Genomic DNA, 24084 nt, shown 5'->3' on the forward strand with positions numbered 1-24084 from the left:
CTCGGTCGGGTCGGTGGTTCGGATCACCGGAGCCCGGGTTTGCCACCCTCCGGGTAATTACGTAACGTTGGCGTTGTGAAAAACGCGGCGGCGCTCTCCGGGCAACAGTCGGCGGCCCCAGCGGCCGTCGGCGCGTCGGTGTCCGCGCCCGTCGTGACCACCTCGGCCGGGTCCACCGGTGCCGCGGCGGCCGAGGTCTCCACCCGGGACCGGGTCACCCAGCTGCTGCTGGAGCGGGGTGCCACCACCGCCGCGCAGCTCGGTGTGGCGCTCGGTCTGAGCCCGGCGGCGATCCGCCGGCACCTCGACGCGATGCTCGCCGACGGTGACGTGTTCGCCCGTGAGCAGACCGTGCAGGGCAGTCGTGGCCGGGGCCGCCCGGCGAAGGTGTTCCTGCTGACCGAGGCCGCGCGGGTGCGCTGTGGCACCCATCACTACGACAACATGGCCACCGCCGCGCTGCGCTGGATCGCCCGCAGTGGTGGTTCGGACGCGGTCGAGGCGTTCGCCACCGAGCAGGTGTCCGCCCTGGAGTCCCGCTGTCGGGCCGCCATGGAGGACGCCGGCGACGATCCCCTCGCGCGGGCGGAGGCACTCGCCGGAGCGCTCACCGCCGAGGGATACGCTGCCAACGCGACCACGATCGCCTCCGGCGGGCAGCTCTGCCAGCACCACTGCCCGGTGGCGCACGTGGCCGCCGAGTTTCCCCAGCTGTGCGAGGCCGAGACCGCGGTGATATCCCGTCTGGTCGGCACCCACGTGCAGCGCCTGGCCACCATCGCGCACGGCGACGGGGTGTGCACCACGCACATTCCGACCCAGCCGACCCGCGCCCAATCCGGTAATCCCGTCACCACTGTGAGGACAGATAGATGACCGAGCAGATCGTCCAGCCCCTGACCCAGGAAGAGCAGCTCGCCGCCCTGGGTCGCTACGAGTACGGCTGGTCCGACCCGGACGCCGCCGGGGCGGTCGCCCAGCGCGGCATCAACGAGGCGGTGGTGCGGGACATCTCGGCCAAGAAGAACGAGCCGGCCTGGATGCTCGACCTGCGGCTGAAGGGTCTGCGGCTGTTCGGCCGTAAGCCCATGCCGGCGTGGGGCGCGGACCTCACCGGGATCGACTTCGACAACATCAAATACTTCGTGCGGTCCACCGAGAAGCAGGCCACCAGCTGGGAGGACCTGCCCGAGGACATCAAGAACACCTACGACCGGCTGGGCATCCCGGAGGCGGAGAAGCAGCGCCTGGTCGCCGGTGTCGCGGCGCAGTACGAGTCCGAGGTCGTCTACCACAAGATCCGTGAGGACCTTGAGGAGCAGGGCGTCCTCTTCCTGGACACCGACACGGCGCTGCGTGAGCACGAGGACGTCTTCAAGGAGTACTTCGGCACGGTGATCCCGGTCGGCGACAACAAGTTCGCCGCGCTGAACACCTCCGTGTGGTCCGGCGGCTCGTTCATCTACGTGCCGAAGGGTGTGCACGTCGAGATCCCGCTGCAGGCCTACTTCCGGATCAACACCGAGAACATGGGCCAGTTCGAGCGGACGCTGATCATCGTCGACGAGGGTGCGTACGTGCACTACGTCGAGGGCTGCACCGCGCCGCTCTACTCCTCCGACTCGCTGCACAGCGCGGTCGTGGAGATCATCGTGAAGAAGAACGCGCGCTGCCGTTACACGACCATCCAGAACTGGTCGAACAACGTCTACAACCTGGTGACCAAGCGCGCCGTCTGCCACGAGGGCGCGACCATGGAGTGGGTCGACGGCAACATCGGCTCCAAGGTGACGATGAAGTACCCGGCGGTCTACATGACCGGCGAGCACGCCAAGGGCGAGGTGCTCTCGGTGGCGATGGCCGGCGAGGGCCAGCACCAGGACGCGGGCGCCAAGATGGTGCACGCCGCGCCGCACACCTCCTCGACCATCGTGTCGAAGTCGATCGCCCGGGGCGGCGGCCGCACCTCGTACCGGGGTCTGGTGCAGGTGCTGGAGGGTTCGCACCACAGCCGTAGCACGGTCAAGTGCGACGCGCTGCTGGTCGACACCATCTCCCGCTCGGACACCTACCCGTACGTCGACATCCGTGAGGACGACGTGTCGATGGGGCACGAGGCGACCGTCTCCAAGATCAGCGACGACCAGCTCTTCTACCTGATGAGCCGGGGCCTGAGCGAGGACGAGGCGATGGCCATGATCGTGCGTGGCTTCATCGAGCCGATCGCCAAGGAGCTCCCGATGGAGTACGCCCTGGAGCTGAACCGGCTGATCGAACTCCAGATGGAGGGCGCGGTCGGCTGACGCCGCCCGTCCCCCGTCCGGCCGACCTGACACCGTCGTCGTAGAACAGACCAAGGAAGAAATGACTACCCAGGCTTCCGCGCCGCCCAGCACCAAGTCGCAGGCGCTGCGCTCGTACGACGTCGCCGACTTCCCGGCCCTCACCGGCCTGGAGGAGGAGTGGCGGTTCACCCCGCTCAAGCGCCTCCGTGGCCTGACCGGTGCGGCTCCGGCCGCGACCGGCATGGTCCGGCACGAGTACGGCGACCTGCCCGAGGGCGTGGCCGTCGAGCGCATCGGCACCGACGACCCGCGGGTGGGCAGCGTGCTCACGCCGGTCGACCGGGTCAGCGCGCTCGCGTACGGCGGCGCCGGTGAGGCGCTGCTGCTCACCGTCGCCAGTGACGTGGTGGTGGGCGCGCCGGTGAGCCTGCGGGTGGTCGGCGGCGGTGCGGAGAGCCTGGCGTTCGGGCACACCTTCATCGAGCTGGGCCGCTTCGCCGAGGCGACCCTGGTCCTGGAGCACGTCGGCTCGGCGACCCTGGCCGACAACGTCGAGGTCGCCGTGGCCGACGGCGCGAAGCTGACCCTGGTCACGGTCGCCGACTGGGCCGACGACGCGGTCCAGGCGCAGCACCTCAAGATCAAGCTGGGTCGGGACGCCCGGGTGGTGCACATCCAGGTCTCCCTCGGCGGCGACCTGGTCCGGCAGTTCACCAGCGTGGAGTACACCGGGCGGGGTGGCGAGGCCGAGCTGTACGGCGTCTACTTCGCCGACTCCGGCCAGCACCTGGAGCACCGGCAGCTGGTGGACCACACCGTGCCGGACTGCCGCAGCTACGTCGGCTACCGGGGCGCCCTGCAGGGCGACGACGCGCACACCGTCTGGGTGGGCGACGTGCTGATCCGGGCCGAGGCGACCGGCACCGACACGTACGAGATCAACCGGAACCTGCTGCTCACCGACGGCGCGCGGGCGGACTCCGTACCCAATCTGGAGATCGAGACCGGCGAGATCGCCGGCGCCGGCCACGCCAGCGCGACCGGCCGCTTCGACGACGAGCAGCTGTTCTACCTGATGGCCCGGGGTATCCCGGAGAGTGAGGCCCGCCGCCTGGTGGTCCGCGGCTTCTTCGCCGAGCTGATCAACAAGATTCCGGTGGAGGAGCTGCGCGAGCGCCTCGGCGACGCCATCGAGGCCCGGCTGGCCAAGGCGGGCGCCTGATGATCCGGATCTGCTCCACCGAGGACGTGCCGAAGGGCACCGCGATCAGCGCGAACGTCGACGGCACCCCGATCGCGCTGGTGCACGGCGAGGACGGCGCCTTCTACGCCGCCTACGACGAGTGCTCGCACGCCTCGGTCGCCCTCTCCGAGGGGGAGGTCGACGGTTGCACGCTGGAGTGCTGGCTGCACGGCTCGCGCTTCGACCTGCGCACCGGCGAGCCGAGCGGGCTGCCCGCGACCGAACCCGTCCCCGTCTACCCCGTCGAAGTCCGCGACGGCGACATCTACCTCAGCCTGACGCCGAGTAATGGAGTGACCCGATAATGAGCACCCTGGAGATCCGCGACCTGAAGGTGTCGGTCAAGCTGCCCGAGGGTGAGCTCAAGCCGATCCTGGCCGGCGTCGACCTGACCGTGAAGTCCGGCGAGACCCACGCCATCATGGGCCCGAACGGGTCCGGCAAGTCCACCCTGGCGTACTCGATCGCCGGCCACCCCAAGTACGAGATCACCGGCGGCTCGGTGACCCTCGACGGCGAGGACGTGCTGGCCATGACGGTCGACGAGCGCGCCCGCGCCGGCCTCTTCCTGGCCATGCAGTACCCGGTCGAGGTGCCCGGCGTCTCGGTGGCGAACTTCCTGCGTACCGCCAAGACCGCCATCGACGGCGAGGCGCCGAAGCTGCGCACCTGGGGCGGCGAGCTGCGCGGTGCGATGGAGCGCCTCCAGATGGACCCGGCGTTCGCCCAGCGCAACGTCAACGAGGGCTTCTCCGGCGGTGAGAAGAAGCGGCACGAGATCGTCCAGCTGGAGCTGCTCAAGCCGAAGATCGCGATCCTCGACGAGACCGACTCCGGCCTCGACGTGGACGCGCTGCGCGTGGTCAGCGAGGGCGTCAACCGGGTCCGCGACACCGGCGACACCGGCGTGCTGCTGATCACCCACTACACGCGGATCCTGCGCTACATCAAGCCGGACTTCGTGCACGTCTTCGTGGCCGGCCGGATCGTCGAGCAGGGCGGGCCGGAGCTGGCCGACAAGCTCGAGGCCGAGGGCTACGAGCGGTACGCCGCCGGGGCCGGCACGGCCAAGGCCTGAGCGAGAGGCGCTGCCGAGATGACCAGCATCGCGATCCCGCCGGGGATGCCGCAGTACGACGACGTGCCGCGTTTCGACGTGGCCCGGGTGCGCGCCGACTTCCCGATCCTGGACCGGGAGATCAACGGGCATCCGCTGGTCTACCTCGACAGCGCCAACACCTCGCACAAGCCCCGCCAGGTGCTCGACGTGCTCGACGAGCACTACGCGCGGCACAACGCCAACGTGTCGCGCTCGGTGCACACCCTGGGCACCGAGGCCACCGAGGCGTACGAGGGGGCGCGGGCGAAGATCGCCGCGTTCATCAACGCGCCGAGCGTCGACGAGGTGGTGTTCACCAAGAACTCCACCGAGGCGATCAACATCGTGGCGTACGCCTTCTCGAACGCCTCGCTGCGCCCCGACGGTGACCCCCGGTTCCGGCTCGGCCCGGGCGACGAGGTGGTGATCTCCGAGATGGAGCACCACTCGAACATCGTCCCGTGGCAGTTGCTGTGCGAGCGCACCGGCGCGACCCTGCGCTGGTTCCCGGTCACCGACGGCGGCCGCCTCGACGAGTCCGGCCTGGAAGACCTGGTCACCGAACGGACGAAGATCGTCTCGCTGGTGCACATGTCGAACATCCTCGGCACCGTCAACGCCACCTCCCGGATCACCGCGCGGGTCCGCGAGGTGGGCGCGCTGCTGCTGCTGGACTGCTCCCAGTCGGTGCCGCACCTGCCCATCGACGTGGTCGACCTGGACGCCGACTACATCGTCTTCACCGGCCACAAGATGCTCGGCCCGACCGGCATCGGCGTGCTCTGGGGCCGGGGGGAGCTGCTGGCGGCCATGCCACCGGTCTTCGGCGGCGGCTCGATGATCGAGACGGTCACCATGGCCCGGTCGACGTTCGCCGCGCCGCCGGCCCGGTTCGAGGCGGGCACCCCGCCGATCGCCGAGGCGGTCGCGCTCGGCGCGGCGGTGGACTACCTCACCGGCATCGGCATGCCGGCCATCCAGTGGCACGAGAAGGAGCTGACGGCGTACGCGCTGGACGCCCTCGGCTCGGTCCCCGACCTGCGGATCTTCGGCCCGACCGTGCCGATCGGCCGGGGCGGCACCATCTCGTTCGCGCTGGGTGACGTGCACCCGCACGACGTGGGTCAGGTGCTCGACTCGCTCGGCGTGCAGGTGCGGGTGGGCCACCACTGTGCCAAGCCGGTGTGCAGCCGGTTCGGCGTCCCGGCCATGACCCGGGCCTCGTTCTACCTCTACACCACCACCGAGGAGATCGACGCTCTGGTGGCCGGTCTGGAGCAGGTGCGGAAGGTGTTCGACTGATGCAGCTCGACCAGCTCTACCAGGAGATCATCCTGGACCACTACAAGCACCCGCACGGGCGTGGCCTGCGCGACGCCGACGACCCGGGCGACCAGGTCGCGGAAGCGCACCACGTCAACCCGACCTGCGGCGACGAGGTCACCGTCCGGGTGGCCACCGACGGCGACGTGCTGCACGACATCTCGTACGACGGGATGGGCTGCTCGATCAGCCAGGCCTCGGCGAGCGTCCTGCACGAGTTGCTGCGTGGCCGGGGCGCCGGGGAAGCATTCGAGGTGCACCAGGCGTTCGTGGAGTTGATGTCCGGACGTGGCCAGGTCACGCCCGACGAGGACGTACTCGGTGACGGGGTTGCTTTCGCGGGTGTGGCCCGCTACCCCGCCCGGGTCAAGTGCGCGCTGCTGCCGTGGATGGCGTTTAAGGACGCCGCGGCACGCGCCGGTGTGGGCGTGAGCCCGGAGGTGAAGGCATGAGCGAGAACACCGCTACCGCAGCGACGCCGGAGGCCGGTGACGCCACCGCGGCGCCGCAGACCGACGCCGTGACGACCAACGGTGCCGCGACGCCGGGTGCCGGCGACGCCGTCACCCCGGCTGGCGACGCGGTCGCCGCAGCTGGCGACGCGGTCACCCCGGCAGGCGACGCCGTCACCCCGGCGGGTGGCGTCAGCAAGGCCATGATCGCCGACATCGAGGAGGCGATGAAGGACGTCGTCGACCCGGAGCTCGGCATCAACGTGGTCGACCTCGGCCTGGTGTACGGCGTGCACGTCGACGACGAGAACGTCGCCACCCTGGACATGACGCTCACCTCGGCGGCCTGCCCGCTGACCGACGTGATCGAGGACCAGGCCCGGCAGGCACTGACCACCGGCCCCGGCGGCGGTCTGGTCAACGACATCCGGATCAACTGGGTGTGGCTCCCGCCGTGGGGTCCGGACAAGATCACCGACGAGGGCCGGGACCAGCTTCGTTCCCTCGGCTTCAACGTCTGAGCCGACCCCGGTCGGCTCCACCCGTCGAGCGCGATGCCCCACCGGGGCGTCGCGCTCGACCCGCCCCACGCCTCCCTCGGCCGCGCGCCGGGATCCTGCTGCGTCGATCTTGCACTTTTGGTCGTTGTTGTAGGCCGGTAAGGGGCATTCGTCACCACAGAAATTGCACGATCGCGTGGGCGTGGGCGTGGGCGTGGGCGCGGGACTCGGCGAGAGCCTGGAGATCGCGCTCGATCCAGGATGTAGTGGGCATCTGGCGCTCCCGACACCACTACATCCTGGATCGAGCGCGATCTTGGCGTGGGGCGCGGGGCGTGGGGCGCGGGGCGTGGGGCGTGGACAAGTGGGGGCGTGGGGCGTGGGCAAGTGGGGGCGTGGGGCGTGGGAAATTGGGGGCGTGGGGCGTGGGAAATTGGTGGCGGGGGCGGGGCTTGGGCGGGCAGGATGCGCTGGTGACTGAGGCGTACCCGATGCAGGTCCCTGTCCGTGCGGCGACTGCCGTACGTCGACAGCGGCTGGTACCGGGGCGTGCCTCGATCCGGCACCGACGTCCGTGAGCGGGGCGTTCCTCGCCGGCCTGGTGGCCGGCTACGGCGTCGCCGTCCCGGTTGGCGCGATCGCCGTTCTCATCCTGGGGCTCAGTGCCCGTACCTCGTTTCGGGTCGGCGCCGCGGCGGCACTCGCGGTGGCGACGGCCGACGGGCTCTACGCGGCGGTCGCCGCGCTCGGGGGCGCCGGCCTGGCCGGGGTCATCGCGCCGGTCGCCGGCCCGCTGCGGGTGGTCGCCGCCGTGGTGCTGCTGGGGCTCGCCGCGCACGGCCTGTGGCGGACCTGGTCGGCGCACCGGTCGGGTCGGCCGCCGTCGGCGCGTGTCGGGCGGGGCATGGGTACGCCGGGGCGGGCCTACGCGGCGCTGCTCGGGCTGACCCTGTTGAACCCGACCACGGTGCTCTACTTCACCGCGCTGGTGCTCGGCCGTCGGGGCACGGCCGATCCGGGCGCGGTCCCGGTGGCGCTGTTCGTGGCCGGTGTGTTCCTGGCGTCGGCGAGTTGGCAGTTGCTCATCGCCGGCGGTGGCACGGTCGTCGGCCGGGCGTTGACCGGACCGCGCGGTCGGCTCGTCACCGGCCTGGTGTCCAGCGCGCTCATCGCCGCGCTGGCGGTGGTCGCGCTGCTGCCGGGCTGAGCGCCACCGCCCGGCCGTCCGGGCGGGGCCATTGTGCCGTACGGTCGGACGGGTGACCAGTCGACCCGCAGCCGGGGGCGGCCGGTGGGTCGAGGTCGATCCGGCCCGCGTGGGCCGCTGGGTCGAGGGCTTCGCCGACCGGCACGGCCCGCACACCACCACCGAGCGGGAGTACGGCCTGCTGCTCACCGCCTCCGACGCAACGACCGCCGAGCTGTACGCCCCACCGGGTTCGCCGGCCGGCGTCGACGTGGCCGGGTTCGTGGCCGCCGCTGTCGCGCCCCGCCGGATCGGCCTGCTGCTGGCCCGCAAGGGCGCCGTGGCCATCGGTGTGGCCGAGGGCGCCGACCTGGTCGTCTCCAAGGTGGACACCCGGTACGTGCAGGGGCGCACCGCTGCGGGGGGATGGTCTCAGCACCGGTTCGCCCGGCGGCGAGACAACCAGGCCAAGGCGGCGCTCGGTGACGCGGCGGAGCTGGCCGTACGGCTGCTGTTGCCGGAGGCGGCGAGGCTCGCCGCGCTGGTGTGCGGCGGTGACCGGCGGGCGGTGGACACGGTGCTGGCGGACCGGCGGTTGGCCCCGCTCGTGCCGCTGCGGGCCGAGCGGCTGCTCGACGTGCCGGAGCCGCGGCACGCGGTGCTGGTCGCGGCGGTGGGCGCGGCCCGGGCGGTACGGATCCGGCTGCGCGACCCGGCACCCGACCGCCCGGAGTGACGGCAGGGTCTGCCGCAGGGGAGATCACCGCCACGCGGAGCGGGGTTCCCGGCGTGCCGTCACGGCGGTGGCCGGAGGATGGGTGTGTGGAGTTTCTGGTGGACATGGTGACGACGGTGCCGGAGGGCACGTCGGAGGACGAGGTCGCCGACATGCGCCGGCGTGAGGCGGCGCGCTCGGCCGAGCTGACGGCGCAGGGCAGTCTCCGCCGGTTGTGGCGTCCGCCGCTGGCGCCGGGGGAGTGGCGTACGTGGGGACTCTTCCAGGCCGACGACGCCGAGGAGCTGGACGTGGTGCTCGCGTCGATGCCGCTGCGTGCCTGGCGGCGCGAGACCGTGACGCCGTTGACACCGCACCCGAACGACCCGGGCCAGCCGTCTCGCTGAGCCGGTGGGCTCGCCACCAGCATGGAGATCATCATGTCCAGTTCCGAGGCGCAGATCCTGCGGACCGTCCTCGATCGGTGGAAGTCGGCGGTCGACGCCCACGAGCCGGAGCGTGTCGCGTCGTACTTCACCAGCGATGCGATCTTCCAGGGGCTGCACCCGTACACGGTGGGCCGCGCCGGGGTTGCCGAGTACTACGCGGGCCAGCCGCTGGGTCTGACCGCCGCGTACGACATCCGGGAGACCCGGCGCCTGGCCGACGACGTGGTCCTCGGCTACCTGGCGGTGTAGTTCGGCTTCACCGACCGGCCAACCCTGACGGTCAACCTGGGTGTGCTCCTGCGCCGGATCAACAATGACTGGCAGATCAGCCACTACCAGGTGTCACAGCTCCCCTGACCAGCGCGCGTCGGTCAGCGCGCGTCGGTCGGCGCGCGTCGGTCGGCGGGTCGATCATGGAGTTGTGGTGGTGGACGAAGGCCGTTCATGCCCGCATACCGGGCACCACAACTCCATGATCGACGCTGCCGGGGTCAGAGCTGGTCGGTGCCGAAGGTGTCGCAGGTCTTCGGGTCGCCACGGTCGTAGCCCTGGGTGAACCAGCGCTTGCGCTGCTCGGACGTGCCGTGGGTGAACTGGTCCGGGTTGACCTGCCCGCCGGAGCGCTCCTGGATGCTGTCGTCACCGATCGCCTCGGCGGTCTCGACGGCCTGGCTGATGTCGGTTTCGGTGATGGACTTGAACAGCGGCTCCTGGCCGGTCTTGTCCTTGCTCTCGGTGGCGTGCTTGGCCCAGGCGCCGGCGTAGCAGTCGGCCTGCAACTCCAGCCGCACGGAGGCGGACTTGGGGCCGCTCTGGTCGCCCTGGCCGGCCTTGGCGTTGGTGCCGAGCAGGTTCTGGATGTGGTGGCCGTACTCGTGGGCGAGCACGTAGGGCTGGGCGAACTCGCCCTTGGCGCCGAACCGGGACGCCAGCTCCTCGTAGAAGCTCAGGTCGATGTACACCTGCTTGTCGGCCGGGCAGTAGAACGGGCCGACACCCGCGTCGGCCTGGCCGCAGCCGGTGTTCACCGCCTGCTGGAAGAAGTTGGTGTCGGTCGGCTCGTAGCTGCCCTTGCCCACCTCCGGGTACGCCTTCTGCCAGTACGCCTGGATGCTGTTGACGTAGAGCGCGTTGCGGCAGCGCAGGTCCTCGAAGCGCTGGGGGTTGTCGCGGGAGCACACCTGCTCCAGGTCGCTGCCGCCGGCCTGGCCGCCCTCGTCGCCGTTGGTCATCGCGTTGAGGCCGAAGCCGCCACCGAGCAGCGCGATGAGCACGGCCACCACGATGCCGATGATGCCGCCCCGGCCGCCGCCACCCGGGATCGGGATGCCCATGCCACCGCCGGATCCGCCACCGCGGCCCACGTCGTTGACCTGCGAGGTGTCGATTTCCGCCCGCTCGTTGAGTTCCATGGTGACCCCGATCGCCGTATGCCGGTGAGTGTCGTCTGTGTGTCGTTGTGTCGCGTGAGTGCCGGACGGGGTCCGGACAGGCGTTCCGGTACCCGATGATCTTGATCGGTAATCCGGGCGGGTCGCTCGGGAGCGCCCGGTACACTTGTCCCCGTGCCGCGCTGCGAAGGCTGAACCGCCCCGCGCCGACGGGCTCCACCCGCCCGCCGGCGCTTTCGCGTGCCCTGAGTCAGCCTTCCAGACCCCGAGAGCGAGTCCCACGAGATGATCACTGCCACCGGCCTGGAGTTGCGTGCCGGCTCCCGGATCCTGCTGTCCGACACCACCCTGCGGGTGCAGCCCGGTGATCGGATCGGCCTGGTCGGCCGCAACGGCGCCGGCAAGACCACCACGCTGAAGGTGCTCGCCGGCGAGGGGCAGCCCTACGCCGGGCAGATCGACCAGCGCAGCGCGATCGGCTACCTCCCGCAGGACCCGCGCACCGGCGACCTGGAGGTCACCGGCCGCGACCGGGTGCTCTCCGCGCGCGGCCTGGACGTGCTGATGGCCCAGATGCAGGAGCTCGAGGCCCGCCTCGCCGAGGACACCGACGAGAAGTTGGTCCGCCGCTACGGCGCGCTGGAGGACCAGTTCGCCGCCCTCGGCGGGTACGCGGCCGAGGCCGAGGCCGCCCGGATCTGCGCCAACCTGGGCCTGCCCGACCGCGCGCTCGCCCAGACCATCGGCACCCTCTCCGGCGGCCAGCGCCGACGCATCGAGCTGGCCCGGATCCTGTTCCGCGACGCCGGCGAGAACGGCGGCGGCATCCTGCTGCTCGACGAGCCCACCAACCACCTCGACGCCGACTCGATCACCTGGCTGCGCGGCTTCCTCGCCAACCACAAGGGCGGCCTGATCGTGATCTCCCACGACGGCGCGCTGCTGGAGTCGGTGGTCAACAAGGTCTGGTTCCTGGACGCCACCCGATCCGTCGTCGACGTGTACAACCTGGGCTGGAAGGCGTACCTGGACGCCCGCGAGACCGACGAGCGGCGTCGCCGCCGGGAGCGGGCCAACGCGGAGAAGAAGGCCGGCGCGTTGATGGCGCAGGCCGACAAGATGCGCGCCAAGGCCACCAAGACCGTCGCCGCGCAGAACATGGCCCGCCGTGCCGAGAAGCTGATCTCGGGCCTGGAGGAGGTGCGGGTCGCCGACCGGGTGGCCAAGGTGCGCTTCCCCAGCCCGGCCCCGTGCGGCAAGACGCCGCTCACCGCGACCGGCCTGTCCAAGTCGTACGGCTCGCTGGAAATCTTCACCGACGTCAACGTGGCGGTGGACCGGGGCTCCCGGGTGGCCATCCTCGGGCTCAACGGCGCCGGCAAGACGACCCTGCTGCGGATGCTCGGCGGGCTGCTCACCCCGGACACCGGAGAGGTGCACGCGGGGCACGGCCTGCGGCTGGGCTACTACGCCCAGGAGCACGAGACGCTGGACGTGGAGCGGACGGTGCTGGAGAACATGCGCGCCGCCGCCGTCGAGCAGTCCGACACCGACCTGCGCAAGATCCTCGGCGCGTTCCTGTTCTCCGGCGACGACGTGAACAAGCCCGCCGGGGTGCTCTCCGGCGGTGAGAAGACCCGGCTGGCGCTGTCCACCCTGGTCTGTTCCGGCGCCAACGTGCTGCTGCTCGACGAGCCGACGAACAACCTCGACCCGGTCAGCCGCGAGCAGGTGCTCGACGCCATCGCCAACTATCCCGGCGCGATCGTGCTGGTCACGCACGACCCGGGCGCGGTGCTCGCGCTCAAGCCGGACCGCGCGATCCTGCTGCCCGACGGCGACGAGGACGCCTGGAGCGACGACCTGCTCGAGCTGGTCGAGCTGGCCTGACCGGGCCGGCTCGGGCCGTCGCCGGGCGGTCGAGCCTCGCCCTCAGCCGAGCAGGTCGACCAGCCGGCCGAGCACGCCGGAGCTGGCCAGGATCACCACCCCGATGCCGATGAAGATCGCCGGCACCAGCCAGTGGCCCGCGCGTTCGACCAGGCGGACCACGCGGGGGTGCCCGCCCAACCAGGCGGCGGTGGCGCACCACAGCGCGATGAGCAGCACGAATATCAGCAGGAAGATCGCGATGCCGCTCGTGCCGAGGGCCCGGAACACGGGTACGTAGACGGCCACGTTGTCGGCGCCGTTCGCGATCGTCACCCCGGCCACGCCGAGGGCGCCGGTGACGACGGTGGCCGGGCCGTCGTCGTCGGAGGTGCGCAACGCGCGGACGCCCAGCGCGATCGGCAGCAGGCCGAGCAGCCCGGTCCACGGGTCCGGCACCACCAGCAGCCCGGCCGCGACCACCGCGCTGGCCAGCGCGAGCGCGCCGATACCGAGGTACTGGCCGGCGACGATCTGCCAGGGGCGGGGTCGACCGGTGGTGCGGGCCGCCACGAAGAACAGCGTCAGGATGACGATGTCGTCGATGTCGGTGGCGGCGAAGACCACCGCGGCGCCAGCTGCGGTGCCCAACAGGTCGATCATGACCGAAGGTTACGGGTCGCCGGCGGGTGTCGCCGTACCGCGGGTGGTACGCCTGGACGGTGCGACGCGACGGATCGCCGGCATCACGCTATCGGGAAGCTGACATTGCATAGCGTGTCGGTTGGCGAAGAGTTGATATCTGGCGCATGATCGTTCGAGGCGGTCTAATAGGTTTGACCGTATCCGAACCGCACAGTCTGGGACGTGAGGACACAGCATGGCAGCCACTGGCACAGCCACCAGCACTGAGAAGGGTCGCCGGATCGTCGGAGCCGAGCGTCAGACGCTCGCCAAGGACCTCGTCAAGCGGTACACCTCGGGGGAGAGCATCCGCGCGTTGGCGGCCTCGACCGGCCGTTCCTACGGGTTCATCCACCGAGTGCTCACCGAGTCCGGGGTTCAGCTGCGCCAGCGCGGCGGTGCCCGGCGCCGCAAGAAGGCGTGACCCGCCGCTCAGCGTCGTCCACCAGCGCCGCGCCCCGGGTCGCCCGGTGACCGCCGAGGCGACCGGGGTCCGGCTGACCTGCGACGGGCCGGTTGCCACGGTGACGTTGTGCCGGCCCGACGTGCTCAACGCCCAGACGCCCGCGATGTGGCGCGCCATGAGTGACTTCTCGCGGGACCTGCCCGGCGACGTGCGGGTGGTGGTGGTCCGTGGCGAGGGGCGCGCGTTCTCCGCCGGCCTCGACCTCGCGGTGGCCGGTGCGTCCGGTCCAGGGTCGTTCGCTGAGCTGGCCACGCTGCCCGAGCAGGAGTGCGCGGACCGGATCGCCGAGTTCCAGGCGGGTTTCACCTGGCTGCACCGCCCGGACGTCATCTCGGTCGCGGCCGTGCACGGCCACGCGATCGGTGCTGGATTCCAACTGGCGCTGGCCTGTGACCTGCGGGTGCTCGCCGCCGACGCCAAGCTGTCGATGGCCGAGGTGACCCTCGGCCTGGTGCCCGACCTGGCCGGCACGAAGCGCCTCGTCGAACTGGTCGGCTACTCCCGGGCGCTGGAGATCTGCGCGACCGGCCGCCGGCTGGACGCCGCCGAGGCGGACCGGATCGGGCTGGCCACCCTGGTCGTACCCCCGGCCGAGCTGGACGGCGCGGTCCGTGACCTGACCGCGGGCCTGCTCGCGGGCGCCCGCGACGCCGTGGTGGAGATCAAGGCTCTGCTCGCCGGTGCGGCCGGGCGGTCGCACGCCGACCAGCAGCGGGCCGAGCGGGAGGCGCAGACCCGCCGGCTGCGTGACCTCGCCGGCCAGGGAGAATAGTAAGGACCGCGCGGGAAGATCCGGGTTACGGCCGAGGTTGTCAGAGTCGTCGGGAGAATTGACCTGACGGTGCGGTCCGCCCGACGATGACCCGGAGGTGAACGGTGTCCAACCCGATGTCCGGCGGTGGCATGGCGGGGTGGAGCATGCTCCGGTCGATGCGCAACCGCGACGAGGTTTCCACCCATCGGCTCAAGCGCGGGGTGGCCCGGCGCATCGTGGCCTTCGCCCAGCCGTACCGGCGCGACATCATCGTCTTCCTGGCCACCGTGGTGCTGGCCGCCATCATCGGTGTGGCAACCCCGGTGCTCGCCGGCGACGTGATCAACGCGATCAACCGGGGCGGCACCGAGGCGGGCCGCCTGGTGGTCCGGCTGGCCCTGTTCATCGCCGGACTGGCCGTCGCCGACGCGCTGCTGTCGCTGGCCCAACGGTGGTATTCGGCCCGCATCGGCGAGGGCATCATCCTCGACCTGCGCACCCGGGTCTACGACCACGTGCAGCGGATGCCGTTGCAGTTCTTCACCCGCACCCAGACCGGCGCCCTGGTCAGCCGACTCAACAACGACGTGCTCGGCGCGCAGCGGGCGTTCACCTCGACCCTGTCCGGCGTGGTCAGCAACGTCATCCAGCTGGTCCTCACCGCCGCGGTGATGTTCACCCTCTCCTGGCAGATCACCGCGCTCTCGTTGGTGCTGCTGCCGATCTTCATCATTCCGGCCCGGCGGGTCGGCCGCCGGCTGGCCGACATCACCCGCGAGGCGTACAACCTCGACGCCAAGATGAACGCGACGATGACCGAGCGGTTCGGGGTGGCCGGCGCGCTGCTGGTGAAGCTGTTCGGTCAGCCCGAGATCGAGGCGCGACGGTTCGCCGGGCGGGCCGAGCGGGTCCGCGACATCGGCATCCAGTCCGCCATGTACTCGCGGACGTTCTTCGTGGCGATGCTCCTGGTCGCCTCGCTGGCGCAGGCGCTCACGTACGGCCTCGGCGGTTGGCTCGCGGTGACCGGCGGCGTCAGCGCGGGCACCGTCGTGACCCTCGCGCTGCTGCTCACCCGCCTGTACGGGCCGCTCACCGCGCTGTCCAACGTCCGGGTCGACGTGATGAGCGCGCTGGTCTCCTTCGACCGCGTCTTCGAGGTGCTCGACCTGAAGCCGGGCATCGTGGAGAAGCCCGACGCGGTGCCGGTGCCCCGGGGCACCGGCCGGGTCGACTTCCGCGACGTGCGGTTCCGCTATCCGAGCGCCGCCGAGATCTCCCTCGCGTCACTGGAGGAGGTCGCCACCCTCGACCGCACGGTCAACGAGCCGGTCCTCAAGGGTGTCTCGTTCAGCGTCGAGCCGGGGCAGATGGTCGCCCTGGTCGGTCCGTCCGGCGCCGGCAAGTCGACGCTGTCCATGCTCATCTCCCGCATCTACGACGTCACCGACGGGCAGGTGCTGGTCGGCGGGGTGGACGTGCGCGACGCGACGCTCGCCTCCCTGCGCGACGAGATCGGCGTCGTCACCCAGGATTCGCACCTGTTCCACGAGACGATCGCCGAGAACCTGCGTTACGCCAAGCCCGACGCCACCGACGACGAGATCTGGGCCGCGCTGGCCGGCGCCCAGGTGGCCGACCTGGTCCGGTCGCTGCCGGACGGGCTGGACACGACGGTGGGGGAGCGCGGCTACCGGTTCTCCGGCGGCGAGAAGCAGCGCATCGCCATCGCCCGGCTGCTGCTCAAGGCCCCGTCGATCGTGATCCTCGACGAGGCGACCGCACACCTGGATTCGGAGAGCGAGGCCGCGGTGCAGCGGGCACTGTCGGTGGCGCTCGCCGGACGTACCGCCCTGGTCATCGCGCACCGGCTCTCCACCGTCCGCGACGCCGACCAGATTCTCGTCCTCGACGGCGGGCGGATCGTCGAGCGGGGGCGCCACGACGAGCTGGTCGCGGTCGGCGGGCTCTACGCCGAGCTGTACCGCACCCAGTTCGCGGTCGCCGACTCGCCGAGGCCGTTCGTGGACGCGACCGGCCCCGAGCCGGTGGTCATGCCGCTGGGCACGTACGTCGCGGACGAGGCGATGCCCCCCGCCGCCGCCAACTGACCTCCGTGAGCCGACCTGGCCGAGGCGAGCCGACCTGGCCTGGCCGAGCCGACCCGAGCGTGGTGGCGACGGCGTCAGGTCGGGCGGCGGTCCGGCAGACCCGTGGCGACCCGCAGCTCGGCGAACGCCAGACCCAGGGTGACCGGGGTGAAGTGCGCGTTCAGGCCACTCGGATTCGGCAGCACCCACAGCCGGGCGCCGGCCAGCGACTCCGGTTGCGGCCCGAAGGTGGCCTTGGGCCGTTGAAAACCGATCCGGTACGCGGTCACTCCGACCACCGCCACCCAGCGTGGACGGTACCGGGCCACCGTGTCGGTCAGGATCGTGGCACCGTCGAGGAGTTCCTCGGTGCTCAGCTCGTCGGCGCGGGCGCTGGCCCGGGCGGCCATGTTGGTGATGCCGAGCCCGAGGGCGGGCAGCTCGCCCTGTTCGCTCGGGTGCAGCTGCCGCGGGGTGAACCCGCCCCCGTGCAGCGCCGGCCAGAACCGGTTGCCGGGTCGGGCGAAGTGCCACCCGGTGGCGGCCGACCAGAGGCCGGGGTTGATGCCCACGAAGAGCACCGCCAGCCCCGGCGCGAGCACGTCGGGGATGGTCCGGTCCGCGGCGGCGGCCAGCTCCGCCTTGGTCGGCCGGGGGTGCGTGGCGGCAGGACCGACACGGCCGGCCGGGTCGGGCGGCACGTCCGAGGCTCGGCGGGCCGGGTCGGGCGGCACGTCCGAGGCTCGGCGGGCCGCGCCGGGGGTCACAGGCCGCGCAGCGCGCCGCCGTCGACCGGCACGGTGAGACCGGTCAGGTAGCTGGCGGCGGGGGAGAGCACGAACGCGGCCACCCGGCCGAACTCGGCCGGGTCGGCGATGCGCCGCAGCGGAATGCTGGCCTCGGCCTCGGCGCGGGCCCGCTCCGGGTCACCGGTCGCGGCGAACAGTTCGCGGTTGCGGTCGGTCATGATCCGGCCGGGCAGCAGGCCGACCACCCGCACGCCGCGCGGGCCGTAGTCGTCGGCGACGTCCTTGGCGACGCCGACCAGCCCGGGCCGCAGGCCGTTGGAGATGCCGAGGCCGGGCACCGGACCCCGGGCGGACGTGGAGAGCACCAGCCCGATCGCGCCGCCGTCGGGCAGCGCGCCGGCGATCGTCCGCACGGCGCGGACGGTGCCCAGGAAGACGGTCTCGAAGGAGATCCGCCACTGCTCGTCGCTGATCGACGCGGCGTTGCCGGCCGGGGGGCCGCCGACCGAGATCAGCGCGCCGTCGATCCGACCGAAGTGCTCCCGGGCCGCCGCGACGAGCCGCTCCGGGGTCTGCGGGTCGGCCAGGTCCGCGGTGACGCCGACCGCCCGATCCGGGCCACCCAGGCGCTCGGCGGCGGTGGCCACCGCGTCGGCGTCGCGAGCCGAGAGCACCACCCGCGCGCCGTCGGCGACCAGGCACTCCGCCGTCGCGTAACCCAGGCCGCGGGAGGCACCGGTGAGCACGTACACGCGGTCGGTCAGTCCGAGATCCATGACGCCGATCCTGCCGCATCCGGCACGCGCCCGCCAACGTCGGGCGGCGGCGCGGGTGGACGGAGGGCGGGGCGCAGCTGGCGTACCCGACCGGCGATCTGCACCGCGACGGCGCCGCCGGCGCGGGCAACCGCCGGCAGCCGGCGCGGACGTGGCGGTGTGTGCCCGTCGTAGCGCAGGCCCGCCTCCCGGGCGGCCAGTTCCTCCGCACCCGCCGGGGGTAGGAGGCCCTGCTCGCGCAGCTCCCGGGCCAGGTCCCACCCGTCGCGCAGCGAACCGGCCGGGGGCCGGTCGGACGCCCAGCGGGCGAACGTCGCCGGCCACTCGGTGCCGAGGCCGGCGGCGAGCAGCGGCCAGTGCCGGGCCACCTCGCCGGCCCGCTTGCGCAGCAGCGCCGTGCGGGTGGCGGCCAACGGCCCCGGCGCGAATCCGGCCGGCGGTGCGCCCCCGGCGACGAGCGCCGCGACCAGCTCCGCCTGCCGTTCGGCGAGCCCTGCGCGAGGCGTGGTGCCGCTCATGTCACGGCCGGGAAGCCGGCGGCGGTGGCCAGGGCGTCCAACTCGGCGCGCAGGTCGGCGGCCGGTGGATAGCCGCCGTCGCGTTCCAGCAGCAGCGCAGGCGGCCGCCGTCGTGCGCAGAGTTCGCCGACCAGCTCCAGCACCGGCGTCGGCACCGGGTCGGTGTGCGTGTCGTGGTAGTAGCCGCCGTGCTCCGACCCGCCGGCGACGTGCGCGTACCCGATCCGGTCCAGCGGCAGGCGGTCGAGCAGCGCGAGCGGGTCGGCGCCCCGGTTGCGGGCGTTGGCGTACACGTTGGCGACGTCGAGCAGCAGCAGCGCACCGGTCCGGTCCAGGATCTCGGTGAGGAAGTCCGCCTCGTTCAGCTCGTCGTCGGGCCAGTCGACGAGTGCGGCGATCGGTTCCAGCGCGATTGGCACGGACAGCTCGGCCTGCACCCGGGCCACGTTGGCGCAGACCGCGTCGACCGCCTCCCGGCTGCGGGGCAGCGGCAGCAGGTGCCCGGCCTCCACGCCGCCGGCCCGGACGAAGGCGATGTGTTCGCTGACCAGCGGGGCGTCGACGCGCTGCGCCACCGCCGCCAGGTGGGCGACCCGGGCCGGGTCGACCGGCTCGGCGCCGCCGAGCGAGAGACGCACCCCGTGGGGTACGACGGTCACCGCCCGGTCGCGCAGCTGCGCCAGACCCGGCGGGAGCGGCCCGGTCGCGGGTACCGACTCCGCCACCACCTCGACGAAACGCAGCCCGGGCAGTTCGGCCACGAACCCGGCGATCTCCGGGCGCCAGCCGATCCCGACGCCGTACGGGTCGGTCATCCGCCGCACCCGCCTCCGCCTCCGCCGCACCCGCCACCCCCGCCGCACGAGCTGCCGCCGCCGGAGCTGTCCCCACCGCCGGACGATCCGTCGGAGCCTCCGGTCCAGCCGCTGCCGGATGCGGCCTGGCGCTGGATCTCGGCCTGCTCGGCGAAGCCCGGGTCGAGGGCCCAGAGCGACGCGGTGCCGTACAGGGCCACGCCCATCGCCGCGCCGCCCGCCCCGTAGGTGGCGTACGCCGGCGCGGAGGCCGGCGCCAGGTGGGCATGCTGCCGGCGGGTGTCGCGCAACGCCGCGCGACCGGCGCGGGTGGTCTGCGGTACGCGCCAGAGCACCACGACCGCCACCAGCACCGCGATCAGGGTGAGTGCCAGATAGCCGATCGCCCGCCCGTTCTCCAGGCCGGCGACCAGCCGCACCACACCCAGCACCAGCAGGCCGGCGAGGACCCGGGCCCAGCGCCGAGCGGCGGACCGCTGTGCCTCACTCGCCAGCAGTCCGCGCTGCTCCAGGCCGGTGCGCAGCTGGTCGAGGGCGGTGCGCACCCGATGGTCCTGCGGCAGGTCCCGGGCCCGGAGGTGGTTGTGGGCAGCCCAGTGGATGGCCTGGTCCAGTGGGGTGAGACCGGTGGGCGCGGCACCGACGGTGGTCAGCCGACGGTCCGGTCGTACGCCGATCGCGCCGCTGCCGCGCAGCCCGCCGAGCGCGGCGTGCGTGGCGAGGGCGGGTCCGCCGTTGAGGTACGCGACCTGCTGTGGACCGAGCGGGTCGGCCGGGGTGGCCGCCGGTCCGGCGAGCAGGCGGACCCGGTGGAACACCGCGAGCGCCACCACCAGGGCGGCGGCCACGAGGTAGAACCGGAGGAAGGTCGGGCCGGGGATGCCCCAGGTGTCGCCCGACGCGGCGAGGTCGGTCATCGGCTGCTCCTGTCACCGGAGGGATCGGCGGGCCCCATTGTGGAGCAGCGCCGCCACGGTCCCCGCGCCGGTGCCCGGCGGTGCCGATCAGCGGCGGCGGACCGCCTCCTCGACCAGGTCCAGCACCGGGCCCAGGTCGCCGGCGGGCCGGCCCATGGCCAGGTGCAGCACCAGACCGTCGTAGGCCAGCTCCAGGAACTGGGCGAGCACGTCGATGGGTACGTCCTCGCGCAGCACGCCGGCGTCGCGCTGTCGGGCCAGCCGGTCCCGGGTCGCCTCGGCGATCGCGGCGGACCGTTCCGCCCAGCGGCGGGCGAACGCCGGGTCGGTGCGCAGCCGGCGGGACACCTCCAGTTGGCTGCCGAGCCAGCCGGTGGTGTCCGGGGAGACCGCCCGGGCCAGCAGGTCGCGCATGACCTGCACCAGCCCGTTACGGGCCACCGTCTCGACCATGACGGCGGCGTCGTCCTCGGCGACGGCCAGGAAGAGCGAGTCCTTGTCCCGGAAGTGGTGGAAGATGGCGCCACGGGAGAGCCCGGTGGCCTCCTCGAGGCGGCGTACGGTCGCCCCCTCGTAGCCGTGCCGGGCGAAACACGCCCGCGCGGCGGCGAGGATCTCCTGCCGGCGCGCGTCGAGCTGATCCTGGCTTACTCTGGGCACGCGTCGATCGTCGCAGGTCACCCCGGGCCGTGCAAACCGTACGTACGGCTTGGTAACGAGCCGTTTACCATCCTCCGGTGACCCCGCCCCACCCCGCGCCGTCCGCCCCGCTGACCGTCGCCACCGTCCAGGCCACGCCGACTCCCGGTGACGTCGCCGGCAACGCGCTCGCTGCCGCCGAGCTGGTCCGTCGCGCCGATGGGCAGGGCGCCCGGGTCGCCGTCCTGCCCGAGTTGTACCTCTGCGCGTACCACCCGCCGACCCTCGCCGCCGACCCGGCCGGCACCGATGTCGCGGCCGACCCGACCGGAGCGGTCGCCGACCCCCGGCTCGACCCGCTGCGCGTCGCGGCGCGCGAGGCCGACGTCACGGTGCTCGTCGGTGCCGCCGCCCGCCACCCGGACGGCCGGCGGACCATCGCCGCGCTGGTGGTCGACCGGGCCGGCGCGATCCGCGTCGGGTACGACAAGCAGCAACTCTGGGGCGGCGAACGGGACCTGTTCGACGCCGGTGCACGGGGCGCCACGCTGCTCGTCGACGACTGGCGGCTCGGGTTGGGCATCTGCTACGACGGCTGCTTTCCGGAACACGCCCGGGCCGCCGCCCTCGACGGCGCGCACGCCTACCTGTGCCCCAGCGGATACCTGGCCGGCTCGGAGCACCGCCGGGACCTGTACTACGCCGCGCGGGCGCTGGACAACACCATGTTCGTGGTCTTCGCCAACGCGGTCGGGGGAGTCGACCCGTGGCGGTTCAACGGCGGCGCGGCGATCTACGACCCGCAGGGACGGGTGCTCGCCCGAGGCGCCGACGAGGGCACGGCGGTGCTGGTGGCGGCCCTGGACCCGGCCGAACTCGTGGCCACCCGGGCGGCTCATTCGATGCTCGCCGATCGGTTGCCGGACCAGGGCGATCCCCGGGGGTCAATGTCCGGTTGAGCCCATAGTCAGGTCGATACCGGCTGGACCTGTTGGCGGACACATCGGTCCCGTAGGGTGCCCGAGTGCCACTGCTCCTGCTGGACCTGGACAACACCCTGCTGGATCGGGCCGGGCCTTTCCGCCGCTGGGGTGAGCGCTTTCTGGACGGCATCGGCGCGCCCCCCACGGACATCGACTGGCTGCTCTCGGTCGACGCGGACGGCCTGACCGACCGCTGGGACCTGGCCGACGCGATCCGGGACCGCTACGAGCTGCGCATCCCCTCGATCGACCTGGTGGAGGAGCTGCACGACGGGGTGGTGGAGCAGACCCGGCTCGATCCGCTGACCGCCTGCGCGCTGCGGATCGCCGACGACGCGGGCTGGGTGCCGGTGGTGGTCTGCAACGGCACGGTACGCGTCGAGGACGCCAAGATCCGCCGTACCGGACTGGACCGCTACGTGGCGGACTGGGTGATCTCCGAGGAGGCCGGGGTCAGCAAACCCAACCCGCGGATCTTCGCGCTCGCCGCGCAGCGGGTCCGGATGCCACTGCGCGGCGCCTGGGTGGTCGGCGACAGTCCGGAGGCGGACATCGGCGGCGCCGCCGCGGTCGGACTGCCCAGCGTGTGGCTGCACCGCGGGCGTACCTGGTCGGATGTGCGGTTCGCGCCCAGTCGCACGGTGGACGGGCTGATCGCCGCGGTCGCCACCGTGCTGGCCGGCTGACGCGCGTCGCGGTAATTCGGTTGACCGGCCGCCGGGACGCGGCGAGCATGGTCGGCGCATGGTGCATCCCGGGCGTGTGCCCGGTCGAGGAGAGGGGGTCGGTCATGGCCGTCTTCGCAGGTCGCTTCCAGCTGCCTATCTCAGCCTCGACCAAGGGAACCTCACCACAGTGCGCGATCATGACCTTCCGGCGCTGGAGCGCCGGAGCCGCGGCAAGAGCCGCTTCGACGACGACGAACCGCAGTTTCTGAAGCGCGGGCGGCCGGCCGAGCCGCTCGCCGACCCCGACACCGAGCCTGCCCCGGACACCGGCGAGCACTGGTCGTCCTGGGACGACGCGGTGCACGGGCCGCAGCCGTACCCGGACTGGCTGGTCACCGAACTGGCCGCCAAGGACACCGAACTGGGTGTGCTGAAGACCGGCAAGGAGGCGGACGTCCACCTGGTCCGCCGTGCGGTGCCGGACACTGACCGGTCCTGCCTCCTGGCGGTCAAGCGGTACCGCGACTCCGAGCACCGGCTGTTCCACCGCGACGCCGGCTACCTGGAGGGCCGTCGCGTACGCAGGTCCCGGGAGAACCGGGCGATGGCCGGCCGGACGGCCTTCGGTCGGCAGATGATCGCCGGGCAGTGGGCCGCGGCCGAGTTCGCCGCCCTGGCCCGGCTCTGGGAGATCGGCGCCGGGCACGACCGGATCGCCGTGCCGTACCCGGTGCAGCTGCGCGGCACCGAGCTGATGCTGGAGTTCGTCGGCGACGCCGAGTCGGGGCAGGCCGCGCCCCGGCTGGCCCAGCTACGGCCCGACCCGGCCGAGCTGCGTGACCTGTGGGCGCAGCTGGTGGAGGCGCTGCGGGTCCTGGCTCGGGCCGGTTACGCACACGGCGACCTGTCGCCGTACAACCTGCTCGTGCACTCCGGCCGGCTCGTCGTGATCGACCTGCCGCAGGTGGTCGACGTGGTGGCGAACCCGCAGGGGCCGGAGTTCCTGGCCCGCGACGTACGCGTGGTCGGCACCTGGTTCGCGGCTCGTGGTCTGCCGCCGGAGCAGGTCGATCCGGCCGCGTTGACCGCTGAGCTGCTGCGCGAGGCGGGCATCCGCTGACCGGAGCGGGTCGGGCGGGCACTCCGCCCGACCCACTCCACCGGCTATTGCAGGTAGCGCTCCACCTCGGGCTTGGGGCGTTCGCCCTGGGCGTCCGGGTCGCCGTGGGTCTCCCGGGCGGCCCGTCGGCGGCGCAGCAGATCCCAGCACTGGTCGAGGGACTCCTCCAGGGCGCGCAGTCGCTCGCTGGCCTCGCCCTCGGTGCCCGACTCGTGCGCCTGGGCATCGGCCCGCAGCTTGTGTTCCTCGTCGACCAGTTCGGAGATCCGGTTCAGGATGGTCTTGTCGTCCATGCCTGAGAGCCTGGCACAGGGTGCCCCGCGTCGCCCGGATTCGGGGGTACCGGTGCGTCCTCGCTCACGTCCCGGGTCCTCGTCCGGGCGGGGTCCGCAC

At 72.4% G+C, this 24084-nt stretch carries 28 protein-coding genes; 19 read left to right on the forward strand and 9 right to left on the reverse strand.

Going from position 1 to position 24084, the window contains the following annotated elements; translation table 11 throughout:
- The first annotated feature begins 75 nt into the window (after nucleotides 1-75).
- The 12 genes from O7620_RS04035 to O7620_RS04090 all read left to right on the forward strand — a co-directional run bounded on the left by O7620_RS04035 (nucleotide 76) and on the right by O7620_RS04090 (nucleotide 9501).
- Nucleotides 76-876 carry a transcriptional regulator gene (locus O7620_RS04035; protein ID WP_278121904.1) on the forward strand — a complete coding sequence of 267 codons (801 nt, stop codon included), beginning with the start codon at nucleotides 76-78 and terminating at the stop codon, nucleotides 874-876.
- Nucleotides 873-2303, forward strand: a complete 1431-nt coding sequence (gene sufB / locus O7620_RS04040; RefSeq protein ID WP_074312771.1) for a Fe-S cluster assembly protein SufB — start codon at nucleotides 873-875, stop codon at nucleotides 2301-2303. Before O7620_RS04035 ends, sufB begins: the two co-directional genes overlap by 4 nt.
- A gap of 61 nt (nucleotides 2304-2364) precedes the next feature.
- Nucleotides 2365-3507 (forward strand): Fe-S cluster assembly protein SufD, encoded by a 1143-nt coding sequence (gene sufD, locus O7620_RS04045; protein ID WP_278121905.1) that lies wholly within the window; start codon nucleotides 2365-2367, stop codon nucleotides 3505-3507.
- Complete coding sequence (locus tag O7620_RS04050; protein ID WP_278121906.1) at nucleotides 3507-3833, forward strand: non-heme iron oxygenase ferredoxin subunit; 327 nt, start codon at nucleotides 3507-3509, stop codon at nucleotides 3831-3833. Before sufD ends, O7620_RS04050 begins: the two co-directional genes overlap by 1 nt.
- Entirely contained in the window at nucleotides 3833-4606 is a 774-nt protein-coding gene (gene sufC, locus O7620_RS04055; protein ID WP_151489655.1) for a Fe-S cluster assembly ATPase SufC, read from the forward strand. The genes O7620_RS04050 and sufC overlap by 1 nt, the downstream gene beginning before the upstream one ends.
- 18 nt (nucleotides 4607-4624) lie before the next feature.
- Nucleotides 4625-5929: a cysteine desulfurase gene (locus O7620_RS04060; protein WP_278121907.1), complete on the forward strand. Its 1305-nt coding sequence runs from the start codon at nucleotides 4625-4627 to the stop codon at nucleotides 5927-5929.
- Nucleotides 5929-6402, forward strand: coding sequence for a Fe-S cluster assembly sulfur transfer protein SufU (gene sufU, locus O7620_RS04065; protein ID WP_151489657.1), 474 nt, complete (start codon nucleotides 5929-5931; stop codon nucleotides 6400-6402). Before O7620_RS04060 ends, sufU begins: the two co-directional genes overlap by 1 nt.
- Nucleotides 6399-6923 (forward strand): metal-sulfur cluster assembly factor, encoded by a 525-nt coding sequence (locus tag O7620_RS04070; RefSeq protein WP_278121908.1) that lies wholly within the window; start codon nucleotides 6399-6401, stop codon nucleotides 6921-6923. The genes sufU and O7620_RS04070 overlap by 4 nt, the downstream gene beginning before the upstream one ends.
- A 553-nt stretch (nucleotides 6924-7476) precedes the next feature.
- Nucleotides 7477-8109: a LysE family transporter gene (locus O7620_RS04075; RefSeq protein ID WP_151489821.1), complete on the forward strand. Its 633-nt coding sequence runs from the start codon at nucleotides 7477-7479 to the stop codon at nucleotides 8107-8109.
- 52 nt (nucleotides 8110-8161) lie between these two features.
- A complete protein-coding gene (locus O7620_RS04080; protein WP_278121909.1) occupies nucleotides 8162-8824 on the forward strand; it encodes an acVLRF1 family peptidyl-tRNA hydrolase in 663 nt (220 codons plus the stop codon).
- A gap of 86 nt (nucleotides 8825-8910) precedes the next feature.
- Nucleotides 8911-9210 (forward strand): muconolactone Delta-isomerase family protein, encoded by a 300-nt coding sequence (locus tag O7620_RS04085; RefSeq protein ID WP_151489823.1) that lies wholly within the window; start codon nucleotides 8911-8913, stop codon nucleotides 9208-9210.
- Between the two features lie 33 nt (nucleotides 9211-9243).
- Nucleotides 9244-9501, forward strand: coding sequence for a hypothetical protein (locus O7620_RS04090; protein WP_278121910.1), 258 nt, complete (start codon nucleotides 9244-9246; stop codon nucleotides 9499-9501).
- Between the two features lie 242 nt (nucleotides 9502-9743).
- Here O7620_RS04090 and O7620_RS04095 read toward each other — a convergent pair whose 3' ends face one another.
- Nucleotides 9744-10664, reverse strand: a complete 921-nt coding sequence (locus tag O7620_RS04095; RefSeq protein WP_151489824.1) for a neutral zinc metallopeptidase — start codon at nucleotides 10662-10664, stop codon at nucleotides 9744-9746.
- 264 nt (nucleotides 10665-10928) lie between these two features.
- Between O7620_RS04095 and O7620_RS04100 the strand changes: the two genes are divergently transcribed.
- Nucleotides 10929-12533, forward strand: a complete 1605-nt coding sequence (locus O7620_RS04100; RefSeq protein ID WP_278121911.1) for an ABC-F family ATP-binding cassette domain-containing protein — start codon at nucleotides 10929-10931, stop codon at nucleotides 12531-12533.
- 42 nt (nucleotides 12534-12575) lie between these two features.
- Here the strand turns inward: O7620_RS04100 and O7620_RS04105 are convergent, their stop codons facing one another.
- The gene (locus O7620_RS04105; RefSeq protein WP_278121912.1) at nucleotides 12576-13175 is read right to left on the reverse strand and encodes a cadmium resistance transporter; all 600 of its coding nucleotides are present in this window, start codon (nucleotides 13173-13175) and stop codon (nucleotides 12576-12578) included.
- Between the two features lie 217 nt (nucleotides 13176-13392).
- On the opposite strand from O7620_RS04105, the gene O7620_RS04110 reads away from it, so the two are divergent.
- From O7620_RS04110 to O7620_RS04120, 3 genes are all read left to right on the forward strand, one after another.
- The gene (locus O7620_RS04110; protein ID WP_007462679.1) at nucleotides 13393-13620 is read left to right on the forward strand and encodes a helix-turn-helix domain-containing protein; all 228 of its coding nucleotides are present in this window, start codon (nucleotides 13393-13395) and stop codon (nucleotides 13618-13620) included.
- 46 nt (nucleotides 13621-13666) lie between these two features.
- Nucleotides 13667-14434 (forward strand): enoyl-CoA hydratase/isomerase family protein, encoded by a 768-nt coding sequence (locus tag O7620_RS04115; protein WP_278121913.1) that lies wholly within the window; start codon nucleotides 13667-13669, stop codon nucleotides 14432-14434.
- A gap of 116 nt (nucleotides 14435-14550) precedes the next feature.
- Nucleotides 14551-16527: an ABC transporter ATP-binding protein gene (locus O7620_RS04120; protein ID WP_278126854.1), complete on the forward strand. Its 1977-nt coding sequence runs from the start codon at nucleotides 14551-14553 to the stop codon at nucleotides 16525-16527.
- A 74-nt stretch (nucleotides 16528-16601) separates the two neighbouring features.
- Here the strand turns inward: O7620_RS04120 and mug are convergent, their stop codons facing one another.
- The 6 genes from mug to O7620_RS04150 form a co-directional block, all read right to left on the reverse strand.
- Nucleotides 16602-17207: a G/U mismatch-specific DNA glycosylase gene (gene mug, locus O7620_RS04125; RefSeq protein ID WP_278126856.1), complete on the reverse strand. Its 606-nt coding sequence runs from the start codon at nucleotides 17205-17207 to the stop codon at nucleotides 16602-16604.
- Between the two features lie 62 nt (nucleotides 17208-17269).
- Nucleotides 17270-18031: an SDR family oxidoreductase gene (locus tag O7620_RS04130; RefSeq protein WP_151489828.1), complete on the reverse strand. Its 762-nt coding sequence runs from the start codon at nucleotides 18029-18031 to the stop codon at nucleotides 17270-17272.
- Complete coding sequence (locus O7620_RS04135; protein WP_278121914.1) at nucleotides 18016-18549, reverse strand: hypothetical protein; 534 nt, start codon at nucleotides 18547-18549, stop codon at nucleotides 18016-18018. Before O7620_RS04135 ends, O7620_RS04130 begins: the two co-directional genes overlap by 16 nt.
- Nucleotides 18546-19364: a DUF692 domain-containing protein gene (locus tag O7620_RS04140; RefSeq protein ID WP_151489830.1), complete on the reverse strand. Its 819-nt coding sequence runs from the start codon at nucleotides 19362-19364 to the stop codon at nucleotides 18546-18548. The genes O7620_RS04135 and O7620_RS04140 overlap by 4 nt, the downstream gene beginning before the upstream one ends.
- The gene (locus tag O7620_RS04145; RefSeq protein WP_278121915.1) at nucleotides 19361-20281 is read right to left on the reverse strand and encodes a TIGR04222 domain-containing membrane protein; all 921 of its coding nucleotides are present in this window, start codon (nucleotides 20279-20281) and stop codon (nucleotides 19361-19363) included. The genes O7620_RS04140 and O7620_RS04145 overlap by 4 nt, the downstream gene beginning before the upstream one ends.
- A gap of 87 nt (nucleotides 20282-20368) precedes the next feature.
- Nucleotides 20369-20941: a TetR/AcrR family transcriptional regulator gene (locus tag O7620_RS04150; protein WP_151489832.1), complete on the reverse strand. Its 573-nt coding sequence runs from the start codon at nucleotides 20939-20941 to the stop codon at nucleotides 20369-20371.
- A 77-nt stretch (nucleotides 20942-21018) separates the two neighbouring features.
- Between O7620_RS04150 and O7620_RS04155 the strand changes: the two genes are divergently transcribed.
- The 3 genes from O7620_RS04155 to O7620_RS04165 all read left to right on the forward strand — a co-directional run bounded on the left by O7620_RS04155 (nucleotide 21019) and on the right by O7620_RS04165 (nucleotide 23691).
- Nucleotides 21019-21879 (forward strand): carbon-nitrogen hydrolase family protein, encoded by an 861-nt coding sequence (locus O7620_RS04155; protein WP_278121916.1) that lies wholly within the window; start codon nucleotides 21019-21021, stop codon nucleotides 21877-21879.
- A 65-nt stretch (nucleotides 21880-21944) separates the two neighbouring features.
- Nucleotides 21945-22589, forward strand: a complete 645-nt coding sequence (locus O7620_RS04160) for an HAD family hydrolase (protein WP_151489834.1) — start codon at nucleotides 21945-21947, stop codon at nucleotides 22587-22589.
- Nucleotides 22590-22758: 169 nt separating this feature from the next.
- Complete coding sequence (locus O7620_RS04165) at nucleotides 22759-23691, forward strand: RIO1 family regulatory kinase/ATPase (RefSeq protein WP_278121917.1); 933 nt, start codon at nucleotides 22759-22761, stop codon at nucleotides 23689-23691.
- A gap of 44 nt (nucleotides 23692-23735) precedes the next feature.
- On the opposite strand, the gene O7620_RS04170 is transcribed toward O7620_RS04165, so the two are convergent.
- Complete coding sequence (locus O7620_RS04170; protein WP_091403743.1) at nucleotides 23736-23984, reverse strand: DUF2630 family protein; 249 nt, start codon at nucleotides 23982-23984, stop codon at nucleotides 23736-23738.
- Nucleotides 23985-24084 lie beyond the last annotated feature (100 nt).

The sequence above is a fragment of the Micromonospora sp. WMMD710 genome, from assembly GCF_029626045.1.
In the GTDB taxonomy this organism is placed as follows: domain Bacteria; phylum Actinomycetota; class Actinomycetes; order Mycobacteriales; family Micromonosporaceae; genus Micromonospora.

Bases quoted from the DNA above. Each gene is read 5' to 3' on its own strand.
- O7620_RS04135 (WP_278121914.1), bottom strand. From the start codon at position 18,549: ATGAGCGGCACCACGCCTCGCGCAGGGCTCGCCGAACGGCAGGCGGAG.
- O7620_RS04110 (WP_007462679.1), top strand. From the start codon at position 13,393: ATGGCAGCCACTGGCACAGCCACCAGCACTGAGAAGGGTCGCCGGATC.
- O7620_RS04060 (WP_278121907.1), top strand. From the start codon at position 4,625: ATGACCAGCATCGCGATCCCGCCGGGGATGCCGCAGTACGACGACGTG.
- O7620_RS04130 (WP_151489828.1), bottom strand. From the start codon at position 18,031: ATGGATCTCGGACTGACCGACCGCGTGTACGTGCTCACCGGTGCCTCC.
- O7620_RS04170 (WP_091403743.1), bottom strand. From the start codon at position 23,984: ATGGACGACAAGACCATCCTGAACCGGATCTCCGAACTGGTCGACGAG.
- O7620_RS04140 (WP_151489830.1), bottom strand. From the start codon at position 19,364: ATGACCGACCCGTACGGCGTCGGGATCGGCTGGCGCCCGGAGATCGCC.
- O7620_RS04100 (WP_278121911.1), top strand. From the start codon at position 10,929: ATGATCACTGCCACCGGCCTGGAGTTGCGTGCCGGCTCCCGGATCCTG.
- O7620_RS04105 (WP_278121912.1), bottom strand. From the start codon at position 13,175: ATGATCGACCTGTTGGGCACCGCAGCTGGCGCCGCGGTGGTCTTCGCC.
- O7620_RS04145 (WP_278121915.1), bottom strand. From the start codon at position 20,281: ATGACCGACCTCGCCGCGTCGGGCGACACCTGGGGCATCCCCGGCCCG.
- sufU (WP_151489657.1), top strand. From the start codon at position 5,929: ATGCAGCTCGACCAGCTCTACCAGGAGATCATCCTGGACCACTACAAG.
- O7620_RS04070 (WP_278121908.1), top strand. From the start codon at position 6,399: ATGAGCGAGAACACCGCTACCGCAGCGACGCCGGAGGCCGGTGACGCC.
- O7620_RS04095 (WP_151489824.1), bottom strand. From the start codon at position 10,664: ATGGAACTCAACGAGCGGGCGGAAATCGACACCTCGCAGGTCAACGAC.
- O7620_RS04050 (WP_278121906.1), top strand. From the start codon at position 3,507: ATGATCCGGATCTGCTCCACCGAGGACGTGCCGAAGGGCACCGCGATC.
- sufC (WP_151489655.1), top strand. From the start codon at position 3,833: ATGAGCACCCTGGAGATCCGCGACCTGAAGGTGTCGGTCAAGCTGCCC.
- sufB (WP_074312771.1), top strand. From the start codon at position 873: ATGACCGAGCAGATCGTCCAGCCCCTGACCCAGGAAGAGCAGCTCGCC.
- O7620_RS04120 (WP_278126854.1), top strand. From the start codon at position 14,551: ATGTCCGGCGGTGGCATGGCGGGGTGGAGCATGCTCCGGTCGATGCGC.
- sufD (WP_278121905.1), top strand. From the start codon at position 2,365: ATGACTACCCAGGCTTCCGCGCCGCCCAGCACCAAGTCGCAGGCGCTG.
- O7620_RS04090 (WP_278121910.1), top strand. From the start codon at position 9,244: ATGTCCAGTTCCGAGGCGCAGATCCTGCGGACCGTCCTCGATCGGTGG.